We start from the raw sequence: 24,330 nt of genomic DNA on the forward strand, positions 1-24,330 counted from the left end.
TGTGATTGTTACGGCGTCATTGTAGATGCGGACTGTTACACCACCTTGGCTTGGGTCAATAAATCAACACGGGAAAGGCTGAAAAAAGTCGTAGATGGCGGGCTCAGCCGCGGGGGGTGAAGTCGTGGATCTCCCCCGTCCTCGGCTTGAAGCGGGGGTCATTGTCTTCTGCGCTGGCGACCCAGGCCATGGCCTGGCAGAAACTCTCCTGCTTGGCGAAGGCATCCCGGGCCTGATCGATGGCTCGTTCGGCATTGCGCCGCTCCATCTTGCTGGCCTTGCGGTCGCTGAACTGCTTCTGCTGGCTCAACATCCATTCGAGGAAGGCCTGGCGGCATTCGGTTTCATCGGCGGCCTTGGCGGGAAGGGCAACAAACAGGGCAATCAAGAGCAGAGCACGCATGGCAGGATCGGATCACGGGGTTGATGAATGAAAAGAGGCGGCATTTTATGCCGGGAACTTGAACAGGAACAGTGCCAGGAGGGGTCAGATGTCCCGACCCCTCCCCGGACTCAGTGTTTGACGAGGTAGAGCTGACGGCTGTAGGCCACGTCTTCCGGGTTGTTGATGGGATACCCCTTGAGCCAGGGCTTGATGAGCCGGGCATTGGTGTACTGGTAGATGGGGGCGATGGGGGCCTCCTTCTGCAAGATGGCCTCGGCCTCATCGAACAGGCGGGCCCGTTCTGCGGGATCCTGACTGTTGGCCGCCTGCGCCAGCAGCTTGTCGTAAGCCGGGTTGGCGAACCGGGCCATGTTGCCGCTGTGGCCCGATCCCCAGAGCCCGAGGAAGGCGGAGGGGTCGTTGTAATCGGCGACCCAGGAGGAGCGGATCACCTCGAACTGGCCGCTTTGACGGCTGTCGAGATAGGTCTTCCACTCCTGATTGGTGAGCTCGACCCGGGCCCCCAGCTTCTGTTTCCACAGGTTGGCGATGGCCAGCGCCATCTTCTTGTGAATTTCTGCCGTGTTGTAGAGCAGGGTCAGCTTGAGAGGATTGCTTGGGCCGTAGCCCGCTTCTTTCAGCAGGGCTCTGGCACGCTCGTCCAGCGCCTGCTGACTGCTGGTGGAGAGCAGATTGGGCTTGGGGTCGAAGTCGGCGGTCACGTCCGGGGTGAAGTGGTAGGCCGGTTTCTCCCCGGTGCCCAGCACCTTGTCGGCAATCAGGCCCCTGTCGATGGTGTAGGAGAGCGCCTGGCGCACCCGCACATCATTGAGGGGCGGGCGCTGGGTGTTGAAGGCGTAGTAGTAGGTGCCGAGCTGTTCCGGGGTATAGACCTCCCCCGGGATCTGGGCCATCAGGCTCTGGTACTGCTCCTTGGGGAAGGATTCGGTGATGTGCAGATCCCCGGCCAGATAGCGGTGGGTGGCCGCGCTCTCCTGGTTGATGGGCACGAAGGTGACGCGGGTCAGCACCGTGTGGGCGCGATCCCAGTAGTAGGGATTGGGCGTCAGCTCCAGTTTCTCGTTCACCACCCGGTGACTCAGCACGAAGGCGCCGTTGCCCACCAGCTTGCCGGGCTGGGTCCACTGGTTGCCATATTGTTCCATGCTGGCCCGGTGCAGGGGCGACAGGCTGGGATGGGTCAGCAGGCTCAGGAAATAGGGCACCGGCTGGGAGAGGGTCACCTTCAGGGTATGGTCATCGACGGCCTCCACCCCGAGCGCATCGGGGGCCAGCTTGCCTGCCACTATGTCGTCCACCTTGTCGAAGCGGGCGAGCTGGGCGAACCAGGCGAAAGTGGCGGCTTCCCTGGGGTCAACCAGCTTGCGCCAGCCATAGACGAAGTCGGCGGCGCGCACGGGGTCGCCGTTGGACCAGCGGGCATCCGGCCTCAGGTGGAAGGTGAATGTCTGGTTCCCCTCGTTGTCCCAGCGGGATGCCACCCCGGGCAGCACCTTGCCGTCCGGCCCCTGGGTCAGCAGCCCCTCGTAAAGGTCTCTGAGGACCTGCAGCTCCGGCAGTCCCACCAGCTTGAGAGGGCTCAGGCTCGCCGGTTCATCCTTGAGATGACGGACGACGGCCTGTTCGGCGGCGAGTGGGGTGCCGGGCGGCACATCGGCAGCCTGGACGCAGGCACAGCCCAGCAGGGCCAACAGGGGGCTCCATCCTTTCATGGTGAATCCTTCAAAATGTGTGAAGCGGGGAGAAAACTCGGCGAGAATGCATCGCCGGCAGATGGGAAATCATGATATCCCCTTTGCTGGTCAGACCGCCAGCATGAGTCCCATTGATATCCGATGCGGCTGTCAACGAAGGGGCGCCGTGAGCGCCAGGAAAAGGAGAGAATGATGAGAGCATGGATCTTGTTGGTCTGCGTGCTGAGCCAGGGCGCTTGGGCGTTGGCCCCGTGCGAGAAGAGCAGCCCGGTGGGAAGCTGGTGCGAGGTGAACATAGAGGCGCTGCACCCCACCCAGGGCGGCGTGGGGCAGTTGCAGGTGGATACCACTGCCCGGGAGCTGGCGGACAAGAGCGAGAAGCAGCTCGACAAGCTGATGAAAAAGAAAGAGATCCCTATCGTCATCGCGCCGGATGGGGGTTACTGGCTGGTGGACAGGCACCACCTGACCAAGGCGCTGTGGCAGCAGGGGGTGAAGCAGGTCAGGGTCAAGGTGATTGCACGGTTGCAGGACAGGGCCAATTTCTGGAGCCAGATGCAGAACAACCACTGGGCCTGGCTCAAGGATGAACGGGGTCAACCCCTGACTCCCGAGCAGTTGCCCGGCCATATCGGTGAGTTGCCGGATTATCCCTACCGCACCCTGGCGGGGCTGTTGCAGGATGCGGGCTACTTCAGCAAGAAGGATCAGGTCTACTTCGTCGAGTTTGCCTGGGCCAGCTGGCTCGGCCAGCAGATGGCCTGGCAGCCGATCGATGAGGTCAACCTCGCGGATCGCCTCGCCGAAGCCAAACGGCTGGCGTGCAGCAGCAAGGCGGCGGATCTGCCTGGTTACCCCGGCAAGCAGTGTCGCGTCAATCCGTCACAAATTGCGAAATGAGCAAATATATTCACAAGAGAGGGCGACACTGGGTCGCCCTTTTTTGTATTCAGCGCCCAGTGAGTGGGCTCGAATGCTCTTGCCACTGCTTGGCCGCTTGCTCTAGCAGGGACACTTCCCCTTGCTGGATCCAGGGGAGCAGCGCCTGTACCTTTTCATCGGGCCAGTCCCACCAGGCCAGCGCCTGCAGTCGCACGATGTCGTCATCGCCGAAACGCATTCGCAGGACTTTGGCGGGCGTCCCTGCGACCATGGCGTAGGGGGGGACATCCTGATTGACCAGCGAGCGCGCTGCAATGATGGCACCATCACCAATACTGACTCCGGGCATAATCAGCGTGTCCATGCCGATCCAGACATCATTGCCTATGCGGGTATCGCCAGCCGGTCGATAACTGCGCTTGAGTGCCTCCATCTCCAGAAACGGATAAGTACTGATGAAGTCGGTATTGTGGGTATGGTTGCCCCCCATCAGGATCTTCACACCTGCGGCGATCTGCACGTAGTCGCCGATGTGAAGTCTGTCGATGTGCCATAGCGGTTCCCAGCCAGTGTCGGGATGGCGGCTAAAGCTGTCGCCATGTAGATAGCGTACGGCGGCGTCTTCGAACGGACCGTCCCAGGCGCCGGAGTAGTAGCTGTGCTTCCCCTTGAGACAGATGTTGGGATTGGTCACAGTCAGGTGCAGATATTCGACCTGAGACCAGTGCTTGCAGGGTTTCATCTTGGTATTCCCTCTTGTTGATGGATCTGGTTAGTGGCGTTCGATTGAGCGCAGCTAATAGATCCAGACCAGCATGCGGGGGATGCAGAGCAGGGAGCAGCCCAGCATTTGAGGGAGACGAGGCGTCATGAGTGATGCATGCAGTTGAATATCGAGGGTGAGGATCGTAATCGAGACGCCCCCAGGTAGCCAAGTGCTATAAAAACCAGCACAAAGGGTCTGGTTGATATTTGTTCTCGATTGGCCATGATACAGACTCCACTCGTGTCGGCAAAGGAGAGGAACATGGAACATCAGAACTGGCAACGTTACATGCTGGAGGCGGAGAATGCCCTTGGCATGGGGGCTCTGGGCACGGCGATCTGCCTCTATCAGCAGGCCCTGGGGGAAGTCTATGAGCTGGCCTCCGGGGATCTGGACGAACTGGCCAGCATGCGGGTCGCCACCTGTCACCGCATGGCCGACTTCTGGCGTGCCATGGAAGAGCCCGCCTATGAACTGCGCTACCTCAAGCTCGCCTCCGAGCTGGTCACCGCCCTGGTGCCCCAGTGCCCCAACCGGGAGTGCGAATCCCTCATCAGTGAGCTGGGCTGCTGCCGCGCCGCCCTGCTCTCCTTCTTGAAGCGCCACCCCAATCCGGAGATTGCCCGGCTTATTCAGGTGCAGGACAGGGTGCAGGGCTGCGAGTTGATAGGCCGGTTCCGTCTCAACTGAGTTCAGCGCCGTTTTTGCAGCTTGCTGGCGATGCGGCTTTGCGCCTCTTCCCCTTGCAGGGCCTGGGCGAAGGCGCGCGCTTCCAGGTCGATGACGAAATGCACCGCCTGTTTGAGCTCCTGCTTGAGCAGCGCCTTGCTCTTCTGGAGCGCCATCGGCGGCTTGGCCGCCAGTTTCAGTCCCTGCTCCCGAGCGAAGGGGAGCAGGTCCGCCGGGGCCAGCACCCGGTTGGCGAGCCCAAGACGCAGCGCCTCTTCTCCATCGATGGCCTCTGCCAGCAGCAACAGTTCCGCCGACTTGAGGTGACCGACGGCGCGTGGCAGCAGCAAGCTGGCGGCAAACTCCGGTACCAGCCCCAGCTCGACGAAAGGCAGCTGCAGCCGGGCGTTGTCACCCAGATAGACCAGGTCGCAGTGCAGCAGCAGGGTAGTGCCGATGCCGACTGCCGGGCCGCCCACGGCGGCGATCACCGGTTTGGGGAAGTCGGCCAGGGTGTGCAGAAATTGCAGGATGGGATCGTCCGGCTCAAGGGCGTGCTTGCCAACAAAGTCGGCCAGATCGTTGCCGGCGGTGAAGCACTCCGCCTGGCCCTGCAACAGCAGCACATGGACCTCTTCGTCCCGGGCGGCCTGGCGCAGTGCGTCGGTCAGCGCCAGATATGTCTCCGTGTTGAGGGCATTGCGCTTTTCCGGGCGATTGAAGGTCAGGGTGAGCAAGCCGTCCTGCTGTTCGGCCAGAATTGTGAGGGCCATGTCTGAATCCTTGTTGTCGGGGGCTGTCAAAAGCTTGCCACAGGGGTAAGCTTTGTCTCGTTTAACAACATCATAAAAGGATTTCAACCATGTTTAAACGTGCGTTTTATTCCACCATGGCACTGCTTCTGGCCACCCCGGCCCTGGCCAAGGTCGACGCAGTCGATGGTTATGTGCGCCTGCTGCCCCCTGGCTCGCCGAACACGGCGGCGTTCATGGTGCTCAGGAACGATGGGGACAAACCGGTGAAACTGGTGGCGGGAGCGTCCCCTGAGGCGGGCCGTGTCGAGCTGCACACCCATTTGCACGAGAACGGCGTCATGAAGATGCGCCAGGTGGAGAGCATCGAGATCCCGGCCAAGGGGGAGGCCGTGCTCAAGCCCGGCAGCCTGCACATCATGTTGTTCGACATCCATACCCTGGCCCAGGGCACGCCCTTCCCGCTGACCCTGACCCTGGACGATGGTCAGACGCTGTCACTGAGCCTGCCCGTGAAGCCGGTCGAACCCATGAAAGGGATGAAGCACTGACATTTATGGACGCTTGTTCAGCTTTTTACTCTAGGTATTCCTTGCCCAGCGGGTAAAATGATGGCCTTTCCAGTCCAAAATGGAGCGAAGTGATGAAGAAGACCCTGATTGCCGGCACTGTGATGGCTCTGCTCAGCCATGGGGCCATGGCCGCCAATGACTGGCGTTTTGCGGCGGGTGCCGATCTGTGGAATGCCCAGGGAAGTGGCCAGGTCAGCAGCGTGGGTGCCGATGGCAGCTACGACGAGAACTACAACTGGAGCGGCTACCTGCAACTGGAGCACGGCATCCTGCTGCTGCCCAACGCCAAGTTCGAAATGTCCGACTTCAGCAGCAGCGGCGGCAGCTTCAACAACGATCTGCTGGCTTACGACCTGAGCCTCTACTATCGCCTGTTCAACAACGACCTGTTCCAGATCGACCTGGGTCTGACCGGTCGTCGCTACGACGGTGATTTCAACACCCAGCACTACTCCTATGACAAGGATGTGCTGATGGCCTACACCGGCGCCGAAGTGCGCATCCCGGGGACCGGCTTTGCCGCCTTCGGCGATGCCCGCGTGCAGGATGCCGACAACTACGACTACCGTCTGGGCGGCTCCTACAAGTTCTCTTCCGTGCCGCTCAAGATCCGCGCCGGCTGGCGTGAGGCCGAGATGGACTTCGATCGCGTCGATCAGACCATCGACGGCTGGTTCATCGGTGGTGAATTCACCTTCTGATCTCCCTGAGGAGCACACATGGGCCACATCATAGTGACTGGCGCGGGGTCCGGACTGGGCCGCGCCCTGACCATAGGGCTGGTTGAACGCGGCCATCAGGTTTCCATGATGGGTCGCCGTTACCAGAAACTGCAGGAGCAGGAAGAGCTGCTCGGCAAGGCGGTGATCGGCATTGCCGCCGATCTCGCACACCACGAAGAGGTGGATGTCGCCTTTGCCGCTGCGGTGGAGTGGGGCGGCCTGCCCGACATGGTGATCCACTGTGCCGGTGTCGGCGAGTTCGGCCCGGTGGGTGTCTACACCGCCGAGCAGATCCGCCGGGTGGTGGAGAGCAATCTCATCTCTACCATACTGGTGGCCCAGCAGACGGTGCGCCTCATCGGCGACAAGGGCGGGGTGCTGGCGAATGTGCTCTCCTCCGCTGCCCAGACCGGCAAGGCCAACGAGAGCCTCTATTGCGCCTCCAAATGGGGCATGCGCGGCTTTCTCGAATCCTTGCGGGCCGAGCTGAAGAGTGCTCCCCTGCGACTGGTGAACCTCTATCCGAGCGGGATCCGCAGCGAGTTCTGGGAGAATTCGGATCACGTGGATTCGAGTGGTTTCATGACGCCGGAGGACGCGGCAGCCTACATGCTGGATGCGCTGGCCGCGAGAAGCAGCTGCCATGTGACCGATCTCTTTATCGGTCGCAATGCCTGAAGCGCCGTGAACCGGCCCCGTCGCCAGATGACAAGGAAAAAAAAGCGCGCCATTTGGCGCGCTTTTTCATTGATGTGCAGTGCTAAATTATCTGCTTGCCTGCCTCTCTTTACGCCGGGCCATCATGGATGTGAAGGCGGGTAAATTCAGTGCCGACATGGCATGAATGATTGATGATGCATGTCGGCACATATTATTTCCGAGTCGCATATTCCCGCAGGAAGGATGGAATCACCTGTTTTGGCTTCTTGCCAAGGGTCAGCAGCCATTCAAAATCCGGGTCGATGATGCCATGCCGACACGCCAACTCTTCCAACAAGGCAAGCCAGAGGTGGGCCGTCACCTCGGCATCCGCCAGGGCACGGTGAAACACCCCGTCATTGGGCAGGCTCCGGTATTGCACCAGGGTACCCAGCTTGTGATCCGGGGCATCGGGAAACAGGCGCCTTGATAGCAGCAGGGAACAGGCGAACTGGCCGCGGTATTGCGCCGGCAATCGCTCTATTTCCGCATCCAGAAAGCGCTTGTCGAAGGAGGCGTTGTGGGCGACCAGATTGTCATCACCGATAAAGTCGACGAAATCCGCTATCACCTCGTTACAGGGGGGAGCCTGTTTCAGCATGGCATTGCTGATCCCGGTATATTGCTCGATGAAGCTGCTCACGTTGAAGCCCGGATTCATCAATGCCGAGAAACGCTCACTGATATAACCATCCTTGATTCTGACGGCACCGATCTCGATGGCTCTATCCCCTTGTCCGGGTGAAAGCCCTGTGGTCTCGAAGTCGAGCACGACAACGGTATTGGCTGAGGCGATGGACATAACTTATCGGGCAAGCTGGGTAAAGAGCGCCAGTCTAGGAAATCAGCCGTGCCGTGTACAGGGCAATGCAGTTATCTCATTGGTTCACGCTGGAGACGCATTTTTGTGCATCATGGCTGAGAGCCATATAAAAAGCCCCGAGTGCCGTGGCACTCGGGGCTTTCCTATGAAAAGCGAAAGGCGGTATGTCGCGTTATCAGCGACCCAGCTTGGCCTTGAGCAGGGCAACGATCTCTTTGATCGCCACTTCCTGCTTCTCGCCGGAGCGGCGGCACTTGTACTCCACCACGCCGTTGTCGAGACCACGGTCACCGATGACGATGGCGTGGGGCACACCGATCAGCTCCATGTCGGCGAACATCACCCCCGGGCGCTCCTTGCGGTCGTCAAACAGCACGTCCACACCGGCGGCTTTGAGCTCGGCGTAGAACTGCTGTGCCTGCTCGGCCACGCGCTCGGACTTGTGCATGTTCATCGGCACGATGGCCACTTCGAACGGGGCGATGGCGTCCGGCCAGATGATGCCGTACTGGTCGTTGTTCTGCTCGATGGCGGCAGCCACCAGACGGGAAACCCCGATACCGTAGCAACCCATCTCCATGGTGACGGACTTGCCGCCTTCGTTCAGCACGCTCGCCTTCATCGCTTCGGAGTACTTGGTACCCAGCTGGAAGATGTGGCCCACTTCGATACCGCGCTTGAGCAGCAGCTTGCCCTGGCCGCACGGGCTCGGGTCGCCTTCTACCACGTTGCGCAGGTCGGCAACCTCAAAAGAGGTGATGTCGCGATCCCAGTTGGCACCGGTCAGGTGGAAACCGGTCTCGTTGGCGCCGCAAACAAAATCGCTCAGATGGGCGGCGCTGCGATCGACGATGATGCGACCGGCAAAGCCGACCGGGCCGATGGAGCCTGCATCGCAACCGGCGGCCGCTTTGATCTGCTCGTCATTGGCGAAGGTCAGCGGGTTAGCCACGCCAGAAAGCTTCTCAGCCTTGATTTCGTTCAGCTCGTGGTCGCCACGCAATACCAGGGCGATGACGGCCTGTTTGCCGTGCTCGTCTTCCTCGGCCAGTACCAGCAGGGTCTTGGCGATGGCGGTCGGCGCCACGTTCAGGAAAGCGGCCACTTCGTCGATGGTGTGGACGGCCGGGGTGGCCACCTTGGTCAGGGCTTTGGTTGCGGCAGCGCGCTCGCCAGCCGGTGCCAGGGCTTCGGCCATCTCGATGTTGGCGGCGTAATCGGATGTATCGGAGAAGGCGATCAAGTCTTCACCGCTCTCGGCCAGCACCTGGAATTCGTGGGAGCCGGTGCCCCCGATGGAGCCGGTATCGGCCTGCACCGGGCGGAAGTTCAGACCCATGCGAGTGAAGGCGGTGCAGTAGGCCGCGTGCATCTTCTCATAGGTATCGACCAGGGAGGCCTTGTCGATGTGGAAGGAGTAGGCATCCTTCATCAGGAATTCGCGGCCACGCATCACGCCGAAACGGGGGCGCACTTCATCGCGGAACTTGGTCTGGATCTGGTACAGATTCAGCGGCAGTTGCTTGTAGCTGTTCACTTCGTAACGGACCAGCGCGGTGATCACCTCTTCGTGGGTCGGCCCCAGCACGAAGGGGCGGTTGTGACGGTCGGTCAGGCGGCACAGCTCGGGGCCGTAGTCATCCCAGCGGCCGGACTCCTGCCACAGCTCGGCGGGCTGTACCACCGGCATGGACACTTCGACGGCACCCGCATTGTTCATCTCTTCGCGGACGATGTTTTCAATCTTCTTCAGGACCCGCAGGCCGGTCGGCAGCCAGGCGTACATGCCGGAAGCGAGTTTGCGGATCATCCCGGCGCGCAGCATCAGCTGGTGGCTGACAACTTCAGCGTCGGAGGGGGTTTCCTTGAGAGTGGAAAGCAGATATTGGCTGGTACGCATCGCGGTAGACCTTCGCTAGTTCGGGCCGCTTGGCCCTGGAAAATTTCAAGTGCGGAATTTTAACAGGCGAAGCCCCCCGGCCCAAGGGCTAAATTCAGCGGCGCTGGGGGGAGGGCGGGGGCCTTGCCCCTCCCGCACTAGACCCGAAATTGCGACAGCAACTGCTGTTGCTGCTGGCTGGCCTGATGGAGGGAGGAGGCCAGTTGCAGGCACTCCTGGGCTTCCTGTTCGCCCGTCTGGGCCTGCAGGCTGATATCCGAAACCTTGCCCGTGGTGTGCCCCAGGGTGTGGGAGAGCTGGCTGGTCGCCTCTGCCACCTGTTGCACCATGTCGGCGAGCTGATCGATGGCCTCTTCTACCTTGAACAGGATCTGCTTGGTGTTGTCGGAGTCCGCCATACCCGATTCCACGGTTTTCAGGTTGCGTTGCATCATCAGATAGGCCTGCTCTGTCTGCTGCTGGATGCTGTTGATCACGTCCGTTATCTCGGCACTGGAGGTGGCGGTGCGATTGGCCAGGGTGCGCACCTCGTCGGCCACCACGGCAAAACCGCGCCCCATCTCGCCCGCCCGGGCGGCTTCGATGGCGGCATTGAGTGCCAGCAGGTTGGTCTGCTCCGAGATATTGCTGATGGTGGAGATGATCTGGCCAATCTGCCCTGCCTGCTCCTTGAGGGCGTTGATGGCGGTGGCACATTCACCCACCTCCATGACCACCCGCTGCATGCCGGCGGTGGCGGAGGAGACATACTGGCTGCTTTGCGTGGTGAGCTGGCGCACCTCATTGGCGTTGTGTGCCGCCAGGTTGCAGTTGTCCGAGATGGTGGTGGCCACCTGCACCATCTGCTCGCTGTCGTGGTGCAGCGCCTGGGCATGCGCTGCGGTCTGGCGGCTGCTCTGGCTGATGGCCTGGACCCGGTTGACCGAGGTGTGCACGTGCTGGTTGATGTGCTGGTTGTTGTCCATGGTGGCGCTGATCATCTTCTGCAGCTTCTCGATGAAGCGATCCACGCTGCCGGCCAGGGAGCCAATCTCGTCGTCGCGTGAGAGGTTGATGCGGGCATTGAGATCTCCCTCCCCGGCGGCGATGTCCTGCATGCGCTTGTCGACCTGGAGTAGCGGACGAACAATGGTGCGTACCAGCCAGAAGCCGCAGCAGGTGACGATCAGCAGGCTGAGCAGCAAGCCCCCCAGGATGAGTCCCCTGGTGTAGTCGATGATGGCGTTGAGCTGGTGAACCTGATCCTCGACGGTGGCGTCCCCCTGGGCCTCGACCTCGACCAGAGCCAGCCTGAGCTGGTCGGCACTGTGTTCGTAACGGGCCAGCTGGTTCTGATAAGCGCTCAGGGCTGTGGTCCATTCACGGATCAGGCGGGCATTGTCGGCTTGCAGGGCACGATACTGGGTGGAGAGCATTTGGCCTGCAAACTCCCCGTCGCCGGGCACATCGAACTGGCCGGTTGCCAGCATGCCGTCAACCGCGTCCTGATAGAAGCGGGTGGCTTGTGCCAGCTCGGCCTGGATGGCAGGAGTGGGGCCTTCGCTCTGCATCTTCTCCAACGCATAGAGCTGGCGCAGGAATCCGATGTTGGCCTCCATGCCGCCATCGGCCGCCTGCCAGCGGGTCGCGAGGCCGCCGTTCCAGCTGATGGCCTGATCCGGTGAGCGGGTGAGGCTCTCGACGGCCTCGTCACCGATCACCTCCAGCCTGGTCGAGAGGCGTGACATGCGTTCCGAACTGGCACGCAGCGCCTCATCGGCGCTCGTGAAGGTGCGATAGAGGGTCAGCAGCTGTGCCTGCTCTTGCTGATAGGTCTGCTCATGCTGCTTCAGCGTGGTAATGGCCGCCGCATCGATGAGCCCGCCTTGCTCCACCCGGCGCAAAGCGTCGCTGGCCGCCTCTTTTGCCCGTTGCAGCTCCGGTGCGTCGAGGGGGATCCCCGAGAGCATCTTCTGGATATAGAGCGACTGGTTGCCGAGTTCGATGGAGCCCTCCATGGCACCATCTGCCGTCTGCCAGGCGGCACCCAGGACGTAGGAGAGCAGATCAGCCAGCCGCTGGCTGCCATACCAGCCGATCGCCCCCATGCCCAGGGTGCAGCCGAGCAGAATGGTGAGTCCGAGGTTGGATGTGGTGACGATTTTCATGATTCAAGCCTTCCCTGGTGCCGAACAAGACCATTTCAGTGTTCAATCAATGACGAAGATGTGCCATCCCCGATGGAAAATAAAGTGACAGACTGTGTTCTGAACGAGGGAAATGGCCGGGTATGAAGAGCTGGTCATCCCATGTTCTGCATGGACCTATGCTGGATACTTATCCAGTTATTCTTTATGCTATGACCCAATTTGCGAGAGTCTGCGTGGCGAGGAAAAGAACATGATCGGTCGCTTGAGAGGCGTCATCATCGAGAAGCAACCCCCCGAGGTGTTGCTGGAAGTCGGAGGGGTGGGATATGAGGTTCATATGCCCATGAGCTGCTTCTATGATCTGCCCGAACTCGGGAAGGAGGCCGTCATTCACACCCACTTCGTGGTGCGTGAAGATGCCCAGCTGCTCTACGGCTTCAACCACAAGCAGGAGCGGGCGCTGTTTCGCGAGCTGATCAAGACCAACGGGGTCGGTCCCAAGCTTGCCCTGGCCATTCTCTCCGGCATGACGGCCACCCAGTTTGTGATGAGCGTCGAGCGCGAGGAGATAAGCTCCCTGGTCAAGTTGCCCGGCGTGGGCAAGAAGACCGCCGAGCGCCTGGTGGTGGAGATGAAAGACCGCCTCAAGGGCTGGGTCAGCCACGATCTCTTCTCCCCGGCCGAAATCACCCTGCCCGCGAAAGAGAGCCCGCTGCGAGCCCCGGATGCGAGCGAGGAGGCGGCCAGTGCACTGGTGGCCCTCGGCTACAAGCCGCAGCAGGCCAGCCAGATCGTCAGCAAGGTGGCCGCCGACGGCATGTCGGTAGAGGAGATCATTCGTGAATCCCTGCGCAGCCTGGTGTGAGGTAGACAATGATTGAAGCGGATCGCCTCATCTCGGCTGGTGCCGCCCGTGAGGACGAGATCATCGATCGGGCCATCCGGCCCAGAAAGCTGGCCGATTACACCGGACAGGATCACGTCTGCGATCAGATGGAGATCTTCATCGAGGCCGCCCGCCAGCGCGGGGAGGCCCTCGATCATCTGCTGATCTTCGGGCCTCCCGGCCTTGGCAAGACCACGCTGGCCAACATCGTCGCCAACGAGATGGGGGTCAACATCAAGACCACCTCGGGCCCCGTGCTGGAGAAGGCCGGCGATCTGGCGGCACTGCTCACCAACCTCGAACCGAACGACGTGTTGTTCATCGACGAGATCCACCGCCTTAGTCCGGTGGTGGAGGAGGTGCTCTACCCGGCGATGGAGGATTATCAGCTCGACATCATGATAGGGGAGGGGCCAGCGGCCCGCTCCATCAAGCTCGATCTCCCTCCCTTCACCCTGATCGGTGCCACCACCCGGGCCGGCTCCCTCACAAGCCCCCTGCGTGACCGGTTTGGCATCGTGCAGCGCCTCGAGTTTTACAACGTCAAGGACCTGACCGATATCGTCTCTCGCAGCGCCCGCTGCCTCGGGCTCGACATGACGGAAGACGGCGCTCTCGAGGTAGCCCGTCGCTCCCGGGGGACACCGCGCATTGCTAACCGTTTGTTAAGGCGGGTACGAGATTTTGCCCAGGTGAAGTCTGACGGGCGAATTGACGGACCCATTGCGGCCCGTGCCATGGACATGCTGGACGTGGACAATGAAGGTTTCGACTTCATGGATCGCAAGCTATTGTTGGCCGTCATCGACAAGTTTATGGGGGGGCCCGTCGGGCTCGACAACCTGGCCGCCGCCATCGGTGAGGAGAAGGACACCATAGAAGATGTGCTGGAACCTTATCTGATCCAGCAAGGCTATCTGCAACGTACACCCAGAGGGCGGATCGCAACTCAGAGAGCCTACGTACACTTTGGTCTGGAACGACCGGCAGATCAGTAGACGTTGCGATATGAACCAAAAAGCCGCCCTTGAGGCGGCTTTTTGTTTTGCAGGCAAAAAAAAGCCCACGGCACAGGCGGTGGGCAAAGACAATTCAGGATGGATGTTCACAGACAGTGAGAGCGTCTGCAGACCGGTCGGGAAAAAACAGAGGAGCCGTCGCGAGGCTTCAGAGTCGGTTCATTTGATAGAGTTGAACGAAAGAAAGCTTGTAGTAACGGATGGTCTTGGCAACAAACTTTTTCATCATTAATCCCAACAAACAGGTTCGAAATGTTCATCGAATACGTACCGGGAACCCGGAATGACCGGCCTGTATTCAGAGGTATGCCCTCACTGCGAGGCGCATTGTAGGAGCTCTTTCCGGGTGGGGCAAACAAGAAAATCTATGGGCTTTTGATTAGATAAACTAATGATTTTGGTGGGGGTATCAATCCGCATAAACATGTGTTTTTACTGGGTTTAAATTGATTTTTGGATGAGCCTGGCCATTTATTGAAATAATCGAGATGCGAAGGCTTTATTTCCGGGGTTGCGTATTTGTTTAACAGAATTGAAACTATTTTGGTTGGTCATAAAATTGATTTAAATCAATTATTTACGACTTATCGTTTTTTGTGATGAAGCTCCCATAATTAATGGGGAAAGCCCTATAAGTTACCTTGAAAAAACATGTATTGAGGGTGGTTTTACATTGATTTCAATCAAATAAAGGTGATATAAAACAGCGATCATTATAGGCGGGAATAGAACCCTGGTTATTGTTTATTAGATGTTAAACATTAGCTTTTTTTGTTCCTGTATATTGCCTTGTTGTTAATGTGGTGGCAGTCGAATCCGGTCAGTCCGCGAGGGGTGACCGACCGTTCGGGGACTTCCAATGGAAGCTTTGTCCTTAAAACTTAAAATAGCCGTGCCAATAATCGGTGAGGAAACATCATGATTGCTGAGCATGTGGTAGACCTATCGCGGTTCCAATTTGCTGCGACGGCCCTTTATCACTTCCTGTTTGTACCCTTGACGCTGGGGATGGCCTTCATCCTGGCGATCATGGAGTCTGTCTATGTGATGACCAACAACACAGTGTACCGGGACATGACCAAGTTCTGGGGCAAGTTGTTTGGTATCAACTTTGCCCTCGGGGTTACCACCGGGCTCACCATGGAGTTTCAGTTCGGTACCAACTGGGCTTACTACTCCCACTATGTCGGCGACATCTTCGGGGCCCCGCTGGCCATCGAAGGCTTGATGGCCTTCTTCCTGGAGTCCACCTTCGTCGGTATGTTCTTCTTCGGTTGGGATCGTCTCAGCAAGCGCCAGCACCTGGCGGCTACCTGGCTGATGGCGCTCGGGACCAACCTCTCCGCACTGTGGATCCTGGTCGCCAACGGCTGGATGCAGAACCCGGTGGGTGCCGAGTTCAACTTCGAATCCATGCGCATGGAGATGGTGAGCTTCGCCGACCTGGTGTTCAACCCGGTTGCACAGGTCAAGTTCGTCCACACCGTGGCGGCAGGCTATACCACGGGTGCCATGTTCGTGCTCGGGATCTCCTCCTATTACCTGCTGAAGAATCGTGATGTGGCGTTCGCTCGTCGCTCCTTCGCCATCGCGGCCGCGTTCGGCATGGCCTCCATCCTCTCCGTGCTGGTGCTGGGTGACGAGTCCGGCTACGAGACCGGGGAAGTGCAGAAGGTGAAACTGGCGGCCATCGAGGCCGAGTGGAACACGGAGCCGGCTCCGGCATCCTTCACCCTGTTCGGGATCCCGAATCAGGAGGAGATGCGCACCGACTACGCCATCAAGATCCCCTATGCCCTCGGCATCATCGCCACCCGTTCCCTCGACGGTCAGGTGACTGGTCTCAAGGATCTCAAGAGCGAGCATGAGCTGCGCGTGCGCAACGGCATGACCGCCTACGACCTGCTGACCAAGCTGCAATCCGGTGACAAGTCCGACGATACCCGCGCCCGCTTCGACGAAGTGAAGCAGGATCTGGGCTATGGTCTCCTGCTCAAGCGTTACACCCCCAACGTGACCGACGCCACCGACGAGCAGATCAAGGCTGCCGTGGATGACTCCATCCCGCAGGTACTGCCGCTGTTCTTCGCCTTCCGCATCATGGTTGCCTGCGGCATCCTGATGCTGGTGCTGATCGGTCTGGCCTTCTATGACAGCACCCGCCACAAGATCGGTGAGCGCAAGTGGCTGCTCAAGGCGCTGCTGTACGGCATTCCGCTGCCCTGGATCGCCATCGAGGCTGGCTGGTTTGTCGCTGAGTATGGTCGTCAACCCTGGACCATCGCCGAGATGCTGCCGACTTATGTCTCTGCATCCAACATTCCTGCGTCCGAGATCTGGTTCTCTCTGATCGGGATCTTCCTGTTCTACACAGTACTGCTGATCATCGAGATGTACCTGATGTTCAAGTATGCGCGCCTGGGCCCAAGCAGCCTGAAGACGGGCAAGTACCACTTCGAACAGAGCAAGGCATAAGGAGAGTGACCCATGTTTGATTACGAACTGTTGCGTCTGGTCTGGTGGGTGCTGGTCGGCGTGCTGCTGATCGGGTTTGCCATCACCGACGGTTTCGATATGGGGGTGGGCGCCCTGCTCCCCTTCGTCGGCAAGAAGGATGTGGAGCGTCGCGTGATGCTCAACACCATGGGGCCGCACTGGGAAGGCAACCAGGTCTGGCTGGTGACCGCCGGTGGCGCCCTGTTCGCCGCCTGGCCCATGGTCTATGCGGCGGCCTTCTCCGGCTTCTATATCGCCATGATCCTGACCTTGATGGCGCTGTTCTTCCGTCCGGTCGGCTTCAAGTACCGCTCCCTGCAGGAAGACGCCAAGTGGCGCTCCAACTGGGACTGGGCTCTGTTTGCCGGTAGCGCCATTCCCCCTGTTATCTTCGGGGTGGCGTTCGGCAACCTGCTGCAGGGCGTACCGTTCAGCTTCAACCAGTTCCTGATGATGACCTATCACGGCAACTTCTTTGGCCTGCTCAATCCGTTCGGTCTGCTGGCCGGTCTGGTGAGCCTCTTCATGATCATCACCCAGGGTGCAACCTGGCTGATGATGAAGACCGAAGGTGAAGTGCTGGCGCGCTCTCGCACCGCCGCCATGATCTTCTCCCTGCTGACCCTGGTGCTGTTCGCCCTGGCCGGTGTCTGGGTGAGCGGCATGGATGGTTATGTGATTGTGGGTTCCGTCGCCACCGACGCCGTCACCAACCCCCTTCACAAGGAAGTGGTGGTGCAGGCCGGTGCCTGGATGCAGAACTACAACCTCTATCCCTGGATGATTGCCGCACCCGTGCTGGGTCTGGTGATGTGTCTGCTGACCGCCGTGGCGGCCAAGCTGGACAAGGGTTGGGTGGCGTTCCTGTTCTCCTCCCTGGCCATCGCCGGCATCATCCTGACCGCGGGCTTCTCCATGTTCCCGTTCGTGATGCCCTCGAGCCTTGAGCCGTCCCAGAGCCTGACCATGTGGGATTCCACCGCCTCCTTCAACACCCTCAAGGTGATGACGGTAGTCGCAGTCGTCTTCGTGCCGACCGTGCTGGCTTACACCATCTGGACCTACATCAAGATGTTCGGCCGGGTGAGTAACAAGCACATCGAAGACAACCAACAATCGCTCTACTAAGAAGGTGCCCTGATATGTGGTATTTCACCTGGATCCTGGGGCTGCTGCTGGCCTGTGCGTTTGGGATTATCAATGCGCTCTGGCTGGAGCACACCGAGAACCTGGATCGTCAGATTGATGAAGACAAGTGACAGGCTCGCCCGGCTGGCCGCTCCTCTGGAGCGCCAGCCATGGCAAGGTCTGATGCTGCTGGCGGCGGCCCTGCTGGCTGTCGCCATCTTGCAGGCGCCCAACCTAGTCGCGGCCAATACCAGTGAGCACGGCCTCTGGCTTGCGCCCTGGCTGATGTGGGCGGTCTGTTGCGGTGTCATGCATGGACTGGGGTTTCACCCGCGCAGCCTGGTGGGTCGCATGCTGTTCTTCCCCTGGCTCGCCCTGCCCAGCATGCTCTGCGGGCTCTGGCTGACCAGCAGCTACTACCTGCCATAAATGATGAAGGAGGTCGGCATCAGCCCACCTCCTTCTTCTTTTTTGAGGGGCGTGCCGCCGCCCGGTCAGAGCGACAGAACCTCGCTTGTCACGCCGCTCGCAGCCACTTCTCTTGTCCGCTTTTCTTGTGATGCTGACAGCCCTGTGGTCTTCGGCCTGTCGGCGCTGCTGCACGCCATAAAAAACAGGGAGAGAGGGGATTTCCCTGTCTCCCCCTGCTTCTTTCCTATTCAGCCCTGCGCTATGATAGCCCCCCATCTGACTGTCGAATGGATCACAGATTTTTATGGGGGAAGTCTCTGAGTTTCCGGTGCGTGTCTACTACGAAGACACGGATGCCGGAGGCATCGTCTACAACGCCAATTATCTCAAGTTTATGGAACGGGCCCGCACCGAATTCCTGCGCGCAGGCGGCATCGAACAGGATGTCCTGCTGCAGGCGGGGATCGCGTTTGTGGTGAGTCGCACCGAAATCGACTTCCGCGCGGCGGCCCGCTTCAATGAACTGCTGACCGTAATGACGCAAGTAACTGAAGTGAAACGCGCTTCCATGCGTTTTTCACAGCAGATCCTGGCGGCTGATGGACGGCTGATCACTCAGGCCATGGTACAGATCGCCTGTGTCAGTCATCCGCAAATGAAACCTGTTGCAATACCTGAAAAAATCAAGGGAGTGCTGTTAAGTGCACGCTGAAATTTCGTTTATTGGCCTGTTCTGGCAAGCCAGTCTGTTGGTGAAACTGGTCATGATGACCCTGATGGGCATGTCGGTCGTCTCCTGGGCGCTGATCATCCAGCGCTCCAAGGCCATCAAGGCGGCCAACCTCGCCTCGGAGCAGTTTGAAGACAGATTCTGGTCCGGGGTCGACCTCAATCGTCTCTACCAGGAGTCCTCCTCCCGTCGTGACGACATCGAAGGCATGGAAGACATCTTCTACTCCGGCTTCAAGGAGTATGCTCGCCTGCTCAAGGCCGGTGCCCGCGGTCAGGATGCGGTGATGGACGGTACCTATCGCGCCATGCGCGTTTCCCTGTCCCGTGCAGTGGACGATCTCGAGTCCAACCTGCCGGTCTTGGCGACCATCGGTTCCATCAGCCCCTATATCGGTCTGTTCGGTACCGTCTGGGGGATCATGAACGCCTTTATCGCTCTGGGCCAGGTTCAGCAGGCGACCCTGCAGATGGTGGCACCGGGTATCGCGGAGGCGCTGATCGCCACCGCCATGGGTCTGTTTGCCGCCATCCCGGCTGTTATCTTCTACAACCGCTTCACCAACAAGGTCGAACGGCTGGAAAACGCCTACGCCAACTTCATGGACGAGTTCACCACCATTCTGAACCGCCAAATCGCACAGCAGGGTGAGAAGTAATGCAAACCTATCAGCGGCTCAAACGCAAGAAGGTCGCCGAGATCAACGTGGTGCCCTATATCGACGTCATGCTGGTGCTGCTCATCATCTTCATGGCGGTCACGCCCGTGATCACGCAGGGGGTCAAGGTCGACCTGCCCCAGGCGGAGTCCGAGCAGTTGCCGGAAGACTCCAAGCCGCCTTTCATCGTCAGCGTCAATACCGAGGGTGAGTACGTCATCAAGGCCGGCGAGGCGGATGACGAACCCGTACCGAGCGGCACACCAGAGGCGATGCAGCAGTACATCACCGAGAAGGCCATGGGCTATCTGGCCATCAACCAGAACGCGCCCGTGGTGGTCGCCGGTGACAAGTCCGTGCGCTACGAGGAGGTGATCCTGCTGATGGTGGCCCTCAAGAAAGCCGGTGTGCCTCAGGTTGGTCTGATGACGGATCCGGTGAACTGACGGAGATGGATGTGAAGCGTGGTATTTCCGGTTATCTCGTCGCGTCGCTGCTGCTGCATCTGATCATCGGCATCATCCTGCTGGTCGGTGTCGACTTCAGCAAACCCAAGCGCCCCGAGTCCAAGGGACAGATCGTCAATGCGGTCATGATGGACAGCGAAATGCTGGAGCAGCAAATGCAGCAGGTCCAGCAGCAGAAGCAGGCCCAGCCCAAGGCTGCACAGCAGCAGAAGGACAAGGAAGACGCTGAGCGCGTCAAACGCGAGCTGGCACAGGAGCAGGAGCGTCTGCGTATCGCCGAGACCAAGCGCAAGCAGGCCGAAGAGGCGACCCGCAAGGCCGAAGCCGACAAGCAGAAGAAAGAGGCTGAACAGAAGCAGGCGGAAGAGAAGGCCCAGAAAGCCGAGGAAGCCCGCAAGCTGGAAGAGCAGAAGACCAAGAAGGCCGAAGCCGAACGCAAGGCGGCGGAAGAGGCCAAGGCGCTGGCGCTCAAGAAGAAAAAAGAAGAGTTGGAGAAGAAGCAGGCTGAAGAGAAGGCCAAGGCGGAAGAGGCCAAGGCCAAGAAAGCGGAAGCCGAGAAGAAGGCCAAGGCCGAAGCCGAGAAAAAGGCGAAGGCGGAAGCCGAGAGGAAGGCCAAGGCCGAGGCCGAGAAGAAGGCGAAGGAAGAGGCGGACAAGAAGGCAAAAGCTGACGCAGAGAAAAAGGCGAAGGCCGAGGCTGACAGAAAGGCCAAGATTGAGGCGGAGCGCAAGCGCAAGGCGGCCGAAGAGGCCAAGTTGCAAAAAGAGATGGAAGCCATGATGGAGCAGCAGCTGGCCGCCGAGGCCAATGCGCGCAGTCAGGCTGCATCGGCAGCCGCCAAGGGTGAGGTCGACAAGTATGCCGCCCTCATCAAGGCCACGGTCGAGCGCTACATGATTTTGGATCCCACCATGCGGGGCAAAACATGTACTATCGGTGTCAAGTTGGCCAGTAGCGGCTTCGTCATCTCGGTGGACAACGGTCAGGGTGATCCGGCGGTCTGCCGCTCCGGCAAGGCGGCGGTGCTGAAGGCCAACCAGTTGCCGGTGCCGAAGGATCCGGCGGCATTCGAATTGATGAAGGATCTACGCCTTCAGCTAGCGCCAACGATTTAAGAGAGTGTTTCTGCTTTGATTGGCAAGGGTTGTTGATCAGAGAACTGAGTCTCAAATTGGAACTGAGAGTTTAAGCCATGATCAGAAAAGTGTTTTTTGCTTTGGTTGGCTGTTTGTTGCTGGGCCAGAGTGCTCAGGCGGCCTTGGATATCGTCATCACCGGCGGTATCGACAGTGCACGTCCCATCGCCATCGCTCCCTTCAAGTGGGAGGGCAATGGCCAGTTGCCGCAGGATATCGCGGAAGTGGTCTCCAACGACCTGATGCGCAGCGGCAAGTTCAAGCCGCTGGCCCGTGGCCAGATGCCGCAGACGCCGAGCTCCAGCGGCGAGATCAACTTCGCACCCTGGGCTTCCCAGGGAGTCGAAGCCGTGGTGGTCGGCTCCATCGCCGCCGTGGGTGATGGCACCTACAAGATCAACTTCGAGCTGGTCGACGTCCTGAAAGGCCAGCTGGCCAAGACCCAGGGCGGTGAAGCGAACGGTTACATCCTGGACAGCCGCATGGCGACCATCCCGGGTGCCCAGATGCGCCAGTTTGCCCACCGCATCTCCGACATCGTCTACGAACGTCTGACCGGTGAGCGTGGTGCCTTCCTGACTCGTCTGGCCTATGTCTCCGTGCAGCAGGGGACCCAGTTCCCGTATCAGCTGCGGATCTCCGACTACGACGGCTACAACGAGAAGACTCTGTTGCGCTCCCGTGAACCCCTGATGTCCCCGGCTTGGTCGCCGGATGGCAGCAAGCTGGCTTACGTGAGCTTTGAGAACCAGAAGTCCGAGATCTATGTGCAGGACATCTACACCCAGCAGCGCAGTCTGATCACCAGCTTCCGTGGCATCAACGGTGCGCCGGAGTGGTCTCCAGATGGTCGTCGTTTGGCTATCGTTCTGTCCAAAGATGGGCAGCCTGACATCTATGTCGTTGATGTTGCTAGCAAGCAACTCACTCGAGTCACAAATAACCGCACCATCGACACCGAACCCTCCTGGATGCCGGACGGTCAAACTTTGCTGTTCACCTCTGAACGTGGTGGCAAACCCCAGATTTATAGCGTAAATTTGGCGACTGGCATGACTCGCCGGATGACCTGGGAAGGGGATTCCAACCAGGGGGCATCCATCACACCGGACGGCAAGTCCATGGTGATGGTGACCCGGGTTCAGGGACAATATCGCATCGCTCGCCAGGATATGGAAAATGGAGCCATGCTGGTACTGACCCAGAGTGCTCTGGATGAATCGCCAAGTGTGGCTCCCAATGGCAGCATGATCATTTATGCCACCATCTATCAGGGTCGTAAGAGTCTTGCATTGGTGTCGACCGACGGTCGCTTCAAGGCAGTGCTTCCGACCAGTAGCGGTGAAATTCGTGCACCAGCTTGGTCGCCCTTCTTGAATTGATAAAAATCGATTGTTTTTTGTTTTGTTATAAAGGTTTAAGGAAATAGCATGCAACTCAATAAACTGCTCAAGGGTCTGGCCATCGCACTGCCACTGTTCACCCTGGCTGCCTGTAGCTCCTCTTCCGACTCCGACGCCGCTGGCGCCGAGTCCGGCATGACCGACGGCATGGGCGGTGTACAAACCGGCGGCGCCAACGGCATGTTGTCCCCGGAAGAGCAGATGCGTCAGAAGTTCGAAGCGCTGCAACGCGACAACGTGATCTACTTCCCGTACGATGGTTACGACATTCAGGGTCAGTACGCCGACCTGCTGGATGCCCACGCCAGCTACCTGCGTGAACGTCCGAGCGTCAAGGTACTGATCGAAGGCCACGCCGACGAGCGCGGTACGCCGGAATACAACATCGCGCTGGGTGAGCGTCGTGCCAAGGCTGTTGCCAAGTATCTGCAAACCCTGGGTGTGCAGGCCGAGCAGCTCTCCATCGTCAGCTATGGCGAAGAGAAGCCGCTGGATCTGTCCCACACCGAGGAAGCCTTTGCCAAGAACCGCCGTGCGGTCCTGGTTTACTAAGGTTTGAGTCGAACGAAGTTCGTTTATATGCAAGCGGCCATTTCGATGGCCGTTTTATTTGCACTAAACGTCAAGGTTTGATCCGAATGAAATCTGTATCAGCGAGCGACTATGCGCTGGCCGTTTTATTTGCACTAAACGCTAAGGTTTGATCCGAATGAAATCTGTGTACAAGCAAGCTGGTGTTGCGCTGGCCGTGTTGGTTGCTTTGAATGCGCAAGCGGCGGCACCCGTGAGCGATCTGAGCGGGGATTCTGGCAGCAGCGGCGTGGTGCTGAGCGGCAACAATGGTGCCATCGTACCGACCGGCAGCCTGGAAGACCGGGTTGCTCTGCTGGAGCGTACCCTCAACGCCCGTCTGCGTCTGCAGGCCGAACTGCAGCAACAGGTCGACTCCCTGCAAGGGGAGGTCTCCGAGCTGCGTGGTCAGCTGGAACAGCAGACCTACCAGATGGAGCAGGCCCAGGAGCGCCAGCGCCAACTCTACCAAGAGCTCGACAAGGTGGCCAACAGCCAGCCTGCCGCCGCGCCCGCAACACCTGCTGCAGGTGCTGCAACGCCTCCTGCCGCGGCAGCCAACTACTCCACCAACCAGGATGAGAACCAGGCCTACGACGCGGCCGTGAACATGGTGCTCAAGGAGAAGAACTACGACAAGGCCATTCCTGCCTTCGAAGGGTTCATCAAGCAGTTCCCGAACTCCAGCTATGTTCCCAATGCCCACTACTGGCTTGGCCAGCTGATGTTCAACAAGGGCGACAGGGCGGGGGCCGCGAGCCAGTTCTCCACGGTGGCGAACAAATACAGCAAGTCACCCAAGCGGGCCGATGCCCTGCTGAAACTCGGCATGCTCGCCCAGCTTGACGGCAAAAAAACAGAGGCCAAGGCCTTCTATGAGCAGGTGATCAAGGGTTACCCCAACACCTCGCCGGCCCAGCTGGCCAAACAGAGTCTGGCCAAGCTGTGACATTGCTGCATGTCACTGTTTTCGTAACACTCTTGTAAATACCGCCGTGCTTTGTATGCGCAGTGAACAATCAGATTTAATTTAAGATTTTTCTATTGCGCCAGGATGATAAATCCGTAATATAGGCCGCCGTCAGAGCCGGAGCAGTAATGCAGTCGGCGCTGGTCGTGGTGAGGGTCGTTAGCTCAGTCGGTAGAGCAGTTGACTTTTAATCAATTGGTCGCTGGTTCGAATCCAGCACGACCCACCATTTCTTCACAGCAGGTGAAGACAATATTCCCAGGTCGTTTAGCTCAGCTGGGAGAGCACCTCCCTTACAAGGAGGGGGTCACTGGTTCGAGCCCAGTAACGACCACCATGTTGTAATGCTGGCCGCCACATGCGGTTGGTGAAAGGTTCAGGATGTGGGTCGTTAGCTCAGTCGGTAGAGCAGTTGACTCTTAATCAATTGGTCGTAGGTTCG

The 24,330-nt window shown here is 59.3% G+C and carries 26 protein-coding genes and 2 tRNA genes; 21 read left to right on the forward strand and 7 right to left on the reverse strand.

Annotation, left to right across the window (positions count from 1 at the left end):
• Window positions 1-103: 103 nt before the first annotated feature.
• Together AB5Y47_RS11860 and AB5Y47_RS11865 are read right to left on the reverse strand one after the other, a co-directional pair.
• Complete coding sequence (locus AB5Y47_RS11860) at window positions 104-403, reverse strand: hypothetical protein (RefSeq protein WP_010672856.1); 300 nt, start codon at window positions 401-403, stop codon at window positions 104-106.
• A gap of 110 nt (window positions 404-513) precedes the next feature.
• Window positions 514-2,118, reverse strand: a complete 1,605-nt coding sequence (locus tag AB5Y47_RS11865) for an ABC transporter substrate-binding protein (protein ID WP_128318329.1) — start codon at window positions 2,116-2,118, stop codon at window positions 514-516.
• Window positions 2,119-2,292: 174 nt separating this feature from the next.
• Between AB5Y47_RS11865 and AB5Y47_RS11870 the strand changes: the two genes are divergently transcribed.
• Window positions 2,293-3,000: a ParB-like protein gene (locus AB5Y47_RS11870; RefSeq protein ID WP_202043344.1), complete on the forward strand. Its 708-nt coding sequence runs from the start codon at window positions 2,293-2,295 to the stop codon at window positions 2,998-3,000.
• Window positions 3,001-3,049: 49 nt separating this feature from the next.
• On the opposite strand, the gene AB5Y47_RS11875 is transcribed toward AB5Y47_RS11870, so the two are convergent.
• Window positions 3,050-3,724 (reverse strand): CatB-related O-acetyltransferase, encoded by a 675-nt coding sequence (locus tag AB5Y47_RS11875; RefSeq protein ID WP_323896150.1) that lies wholly within the window; start codon window positions 3,722-3,724, stop codon window positions 3,050-3,052.
• A gap of 285 nt (window positions 3,725-4,009) precedes the next feature.
• On the opposite strand from AB5Y47_RS11875, the gene AB5Y47_RS11880 reads away from it, so the two are divergent.
• Window positions 4,010-4,438 (forward strand): DUF2753 family protein, encoded by a 429-nt coding sequence (locus AB5Y47_RS11880; protein WP_010672859.1) that lies wholly within the window; start codon window positions 4,010-4,012, stop codon window positions 4,436-4,438.
• Window positions 4,439-4,440: 2 nt separating this feature from the next.
• Here AB5Y47_RS11880 and AB5Y47_RS11885 read toward each other — a convergent pair whose 3' ends face one another.
• Window positions 4,441-5,190 (reverse strand): enoyl-CoA hydratase, encoded by a 750-nt coding sequence (locus AB5Y47_RS11885; protein WP_368220264.1) that lies wholly within the window; start codon window positions 5,188-5,190, stop codon window positions 4,441-4,443.
• 89 nt (window positions 5,191-5,279) lie between these two features.
• Here AB5Y47_RS11885 and AB5Y47_RS11890 point away from each other — a divergent pair, with 89 nt between their 5' ends.
• The 3 genes from AB5Y47_RS11890 to AB5Y47_RS11900 all read left to right on the forward strand — a co-directional run bounded on the left by AB5Y47_RS11890 (window position 5,280) and on the right by AB5Y47_RS11900 (window position 7,141).
• A complete protein-coding gene (locus AB5Y47_RS11890) occupies window positions 5,280-5,720 on the forward strand; it encodes a copper chaperone PCu(A)C (protein WP_052814961.1) in 441 nt (146 codons plus the stop codon).
• Between the two features lie 92 nt (window positions 5,721-5,812).
• Window positions 5,813-6,442, forward strand: coding sequence for a TIGR04219 family outer membrane beta-barrel protein (locus AB5Y47_RS11895; protein WP_043155850.1), 630 nt, complete (start codon window positions 5,813-5,815; stop codon window positions 6,440-6,442).
• Window positions 6,443-6,460: 18 nt separating this feature from the next.
• Window positions 6,461-7,141: an SDR family oxidoreductase gene (locus tag AB5Y47_RS11900; protein WP_045523363.1), complete on the forward strand. Its 681-nt coding sequence runs from the start codon at window positions 6,461-6,463 to the stop codon at window positions 7,139-7,141.
• Window positions 7,142-7,334: 193 nt separating this feature from the next.
• Here the strand turns inward: AB5Y47_RS11900 and AB5Y47_RS11905 are convergent, their stop codons facing one another.
• From AB5Y47_RS11905 to AB5Y47_RS11915, 3 genes are all read right to left on the reverse strand, one after another.
• On the reverse strand, window positions 7,335-7,964 hold the full coding sequence (locus AB5Y47_RS11905; protein ID WP_210557397.1) for a PolC-type DNA polymerase III: 630 nt from the start codon (window positions 7,962-7,964) through the stop codon (window positions 7,335-7,337).
• A 196-nt stretch (window positions 7,965-8,160) separates the two neighbouring features.
• On the reverse strand, window positions 8,161-9,885 hold the full coding sequence (locus tag AB5Y47_RS11910; RefSeq protein WP_128296422.1) for a proline--tRNA ligase: 1,725 nt from the start codon (window positions 9,883-9,885) through the stop codon (window positions 8,161-8,163).
• Between the two features lie 137 nt (window positions 9,886-10,022).
• Window positions 10,023-12,032 carry a methyl-accepting chemotaxis protein gene (locus AB5Y47_RS11915; protein WP_319885393.1) on the reverse strand — a complete coding sequence of 670 codons (2,010 nt, stop codon included), beginning with the start codon at window positions 12,030-12,032 and terminating at the stop codon, window positions 10,023-10,025.
• Between the two features lie 232 nt (window positions 12,033-12,264).
• Between AB5Y47_RS11915 and ruvA the strand changes: the two genes are divergently transcribed.
• The 16 genes from ruvA (at window position 12,265) to AB5Y47_RS11995 (ending at window position 24,225) form a co-directional block, all read left to right on the forward strand.
• Window positions 12,265-12,879: a Holliday junction branch migration protein RuvA gene (gene ruvA / locus AB5Y47_RS11920; protein WP_010672867.1), complete on the forward strand. Its 615-nt coding sequence runs from the start codon at window positions 12,265-12,267 to the stop codon at window positions 12,877-12,879.
• An 8-nt stretch (window positions 12,880-12,887) separates the two neighbouring features.
• Window positions 12,888-13,898, forward strand: coding sequence for a Holliday junction branch migration DNA helicase RuvB (ruvB, locus tag AB5Y47_RS11925; RefSeq protein WP_045523367.1), 1,011 nt, complete (start codon window positions 12,888-12,890; stop codon window positions 13,896-13,898).
• 10 nt (window positions 13,899-13,908) lie between these two features.
• Window positions 13,909-14,151 (forward strand): hypothetical protein, encoded by a 243-nt coding sequence (locus AB5Y47_RS11930; protein ID WP_113979080.1) that lies wholly within the window; start codon window positions 13,909-13,911, stop codon window positions 14,149-14,151.
• Window positions 14,152-14,837: 686 nt separating this feature from the next.
• Window positions 14,838-16,394 (forward strand): cytochrome ubiquinol oxidase subunit I, encoded by a 1,557-nt coding sequence (locus AB5Y47_RS11935; RefSeq protein WP_010672869.1) that lies wholly within the window; start codon window positions 14,838-14,840, stop codon window positions 16,392-16,394.
• A gap of 12 nt (window positions 16,395-16,406) precedes the next feature.
• Window positions 16,407-17,543 (forward strand): cytochrome d ubiquinol oxidase subunit II, encoded by a 1,137-nt coding sequence (cydB, locus tag AB5Y47_RS11940; RefSeq protein WP_010672870.1) that lies wholly within the window; start codon window positions 16,407-16,409, stop codon window positions 17,541-17,543.
• A 14-nt stretch (window positions 17,544-17,557) separates the two neighbouring features.
• Window positions 17,558-17,674: a cytochrome bd-I oxidase subunit CydX gene (cydX, locus tag AB5Y47_RS11945; RefSeq protein WP_005331536.1), complete on the forward strand. Its 117-nt coding sequence runs from the start codon at window positions 17,558-17,560 to the stop codon at window positions 17,672-17,674.
• Complete coding sequence (locus AB5Y47_RS11950; RefSeq protein ID WP_368220265.1) at window positions 17,661-17,972, forward strand: cyd operon YbgE family protein; 312 nt, start codon at window positions 17,661-17,663, stop codon at window positions 17,970-17,972. The genes cydX and AB5Y47_RS11950 overlap by 14 nt, the downstream gene beginning before the upstream one ends.
• Window positions 17,973-18,258: 286 nt before the next feature.
• The gene (ybgC, locus tag AB5Y47_RS11955; RefSeq protein ID WP_010672872.1) at window positions 18,259-18,666 is read left to right on the forward strand and encodes a tol-pal system-associated acyl-CoA thioesterase; all 408 of its coding nucleotides are present in this window, start codon (window positions 18,259-18,261) and stop codon (window positions 18,664-18,666) included.
• Window positions 18,656-19,342 (forward strand): protein TolQ, encoded by a 687-nt coding sequence (gene tolQ / locus AB5Y47_RS11960; protein WP_010672873.1) that lies wholly within the window; start codon window positions 18,656-18,658, stop codon window positions 19,340-19,342. The genes ybgC and tolQ overlap by 11 nt, the downstream gene beginning before the upstream one ends.
• On the forward strand, window positions 19,342-19,788 hold the full coding sequence (gene tolR / locus AB5Y47_RS11965) for a protein TolR (RefSeq protein WP_010672874.1): 447 nt from the start codon (window positions 19,342-19,344) through the stop codon (window positions 19,786-19,788). The genes tolQ and tolR overlap by 1 nt, the downstream gene beginning before the upstream one ends.
• A gap of 5 nt (window positions 19,789-19,793) precedes the next feature.
• Window positions 19,794-20,924: a cell envelope integrity protein TolA gene (gene tolA, locus AB5Y47_RS11970; RefSeq protein ID WP_266109977.1), complete on the forward strand. Its 1,131-nt coding sequence runs from the start codon at window positions 19,794-19,796 to the stop codon at window positions 20,922-20,924.
• A 77-nt stretch (window positions 20,925-21,001) separates the two neighbouring features.
• Window positions 21,002-22,327 carry a Tol-Pal system beta propeller repeat protein TolB gene (gene tolB, locus AB5Y47_RS11975; RefSeq protein WP_041211016.1) on the forward strand — a complete coding sequence of 442 codons (1,326 nt, stop codon included), beginning with the start codon at window positions 21,002-21,004 and terminating at the stop codon, window positions 22,325-22,327.
• Window positions 22,328-22,375: 48 nt separating this feature from the next.
• Window positions 22,376-22,900 (forward strand): peptidoglycan-associated lipoprotein Pal, encoded by a 525-nt coding sequence (gene pal, locus AB5Y47_RS11980; protein ID WP_010672877.1) that lies wholly within the window; start codon window positions 22,376-22,378, stop codon window positions 22,898-22,900.
• Between the two features lie 157 nt (window positions 22,901-23,057).
• Window positions 23,058-23,867: a tol-pal system protein YbgF gene (ybgF, locus tag AB5Y47_RS11985; RefSeq protein ID WP_223956260.1), complete on the forward strand. Its 810-nt coding sequence runs from the start codon at window positions 23,058-23,060 to the stop codon at window positions 23,865-23,867.
• Between the two features lie 174 nt (window positions 23,868-24,041).
• Window positions 24,042-24,117 (forward strand) — tRNA-Lys (locus tag AB5Y47_RS11990).
• 32 nt (window positions 24,118-24,149) lie between these two features.
• Window positions 24,150-24,225 (forward strand) — tRNA-Val (locus AB5Y47_RS11995).
• The last annotated feature ends 105 nt before the right edge of the window (window positions 24,226-24,330 follow it).

The organism is Aeromonas sp. R7-2 (assembly GCF_040908105.1).
GTDB classification, from domain to species: domain Bacteria; phylum Pseudomonadota; class Gammaproteobacteria; order Enterobacterales; family Aeromonadaceae; genus Aeromonas; species Aeromonas caviae.

Excerpts from the sequence above, each read along its gene's own strand:
- AB5Y47_RS11860 (WP_010672856.1), bottom strand. The coding sequence starts at position 403 with ATGCGTGCTCTGCTCTTGATTGCCCTGTTTGTTGCCCTTCCCGCCAAG.
- AB5Y47_RS11865 (WP_128318329.1), bottom strand. The coding sequence starts at position 2,118 with ATGAAAGGATGGAGCCCCCTGTTGGCCCTGCTGGGCTGTGCCTGCGTC.
- AB5Y47_RS11870 (WP_202043344.1), top strand. The coding sequence starts at position 2,293 with ATGAGAGCATGGATCTTGTTGGTCTGCGTGCTGAGCCAGGGCGCTTGG.
- AB5Y47_RS11875 (WP_323896150.1), bottom strand. The coding sequence starts at position 3,724 with ATGAAACCCTGCAAGCACTGGTCTCAGGTCGAATATCTGCACCTGACT.
- AB5Y47_RS11880 (WP_010672859.1), top strand. The coding sequence starts at position 4,010 with ATGGAACATCAGAACTGGCAACGTTACATGCTGGAGGCGGAGAATGCC.
- AB5Y47_RS11885 (WP_368220264.1), bottom strand. The coding sequence starts at position 5,190 with ATGGCCCTCACAATTCTGGCCGAACAGCAGGACGGCTTGCTCACCCTG.
- AB5Y47_RS11890 (WP_052814961.1), top strand. The coding sequence starts at position 5,280 with ATGTTTAAACGTGCGTTTTATTCCACCATGGCACTGCTTCTGGCCACC.
- AB5Y47_RS11895 (WP_043155850.1), top strand. The coding sequence starts at position 5,813 with ATGAAGAAGACCCTGATTGCCGGCACTGTGATGGCTCTGCTCAGCCAT.
- AB5Y47_RS11900 (WP_045523363.1), top strand. The coding sequence starts at position 6,461 with ATGGGCCACATCATAGTGACTGGCGCGGGGTCCGGACTGGGCCGCGCC.
- AB5Y47_RS11905 (WP_210557397.1), bottom strand. The coding sequence starts at position 7,964 with ATGTCCATCGCCTCAGCCAATACCGTTGTCGTGCTCGACTTCGAGACC.
- AB5Y47_RS11910 (WP_128296422.1), bottom strand. The coding sequence starts at position 9,885 with ATGCGTACCAGCCAATATCTGCTTTCCACTCTCAAGGAAACCCCCTCC.
- AB5Y47_RS11915 (WP_319885393.1), bottom strand. The coding sequence starts at position 12,032 with ATGAAAATCGTCACCACATCCAACCTCGGACTCACCATTCTGCTCGGC.
- ruvA (WP_010672867.1), top strand. The coding sequence starts at position 12,265 with ATGATCGGTCGCTTGAGAGGCGTCATCATCGAGAAGCAACCCCCCGAG.
- ruvB (WP_045523367.1), top strand. The coding sequence starts at position 12,888 with ATGATTGAAGCGGATCGCCTCATCTCGGCTGGTGCCGCCCGTGAGGAC.
- AB5Y47_RS11930 (WP_113979080.1), top strand. The coding sequence starts at position 13,909 with ATGAACCAAAAAGCCGCCCTTGAGGCGGCTTTTTGTTTTGCAGGCAAA.
- AB5Y47_RS11935 (WP_010672869.1), top strand. The coding sequence starts at position 14,838 with ATGATTGCTGAGCATGTGGTAGACCTATCGCGGTTCCAATTTGCTGCG.
- cydB (WP_010672870.1), top strand. The coding sequence starts at position 16,407 with ATGTTTGATTACGAACTGTTGCGTCTGGTCTGGTGGGTGCTGGTCGGC.
- cydX (WP_005331536.1), top strand. The coding sequence starts at position 17,558 with ATGTGGTATTTCACCTGGATCCTGGGGCTGCTGCTGGCCTGTGCGTTT.
- AB5Y47_RS11950 (WP_368220265.1), top strand. The coding sequence starts at position 17,661 with ATGAAGACAAGTGACAGGCTCGCCCGGCTGGCCGCTCCTCTGGAGCGC.
- ybgC (WP_010672872.1), top strand. The coding sequence starts at position 18,259 with ATGGGGGAAGTCTCTGAGTTTCCGGTGCGTGTCTACTACGAAGACACG.
- tolR (WP_010672874.1), top strand. The coding sequence starts at position 19,342 with ATGCAAACCTATCAGCGGCTCAAACGCAAGAAGGTCGCCGAGATCAAC.
- tolA (WP_266109977.1), top strand. The coding sequence starts at position 19,794 with ATGGATGTGAAGCGTGGTATTTCCGGTTATCTCGTCGCGTCGCTGCTG.
- tolB (WP_041211016.1), top strand. The coding sequence starts at position 21,002 with ATGATCAGAAAAGTGTTTTTTGCTTTGGTTGGCTGTTTGTTGCTGGGC.
- pal (WP_010672877.1), top strand. The coding sequence starts at position 22,376 with ATGCAACTCAATAAACTGCTCAAGGGTCTGGCCATCGCACTGCCACTG.
- ybgF (WP_223956260.1), top strand. The coding sequence starts at position 23,058 with ATGAAATCTGTGTACAAGCAAGCTGGTGTTGCGCTGGCCGTGTTGGTT.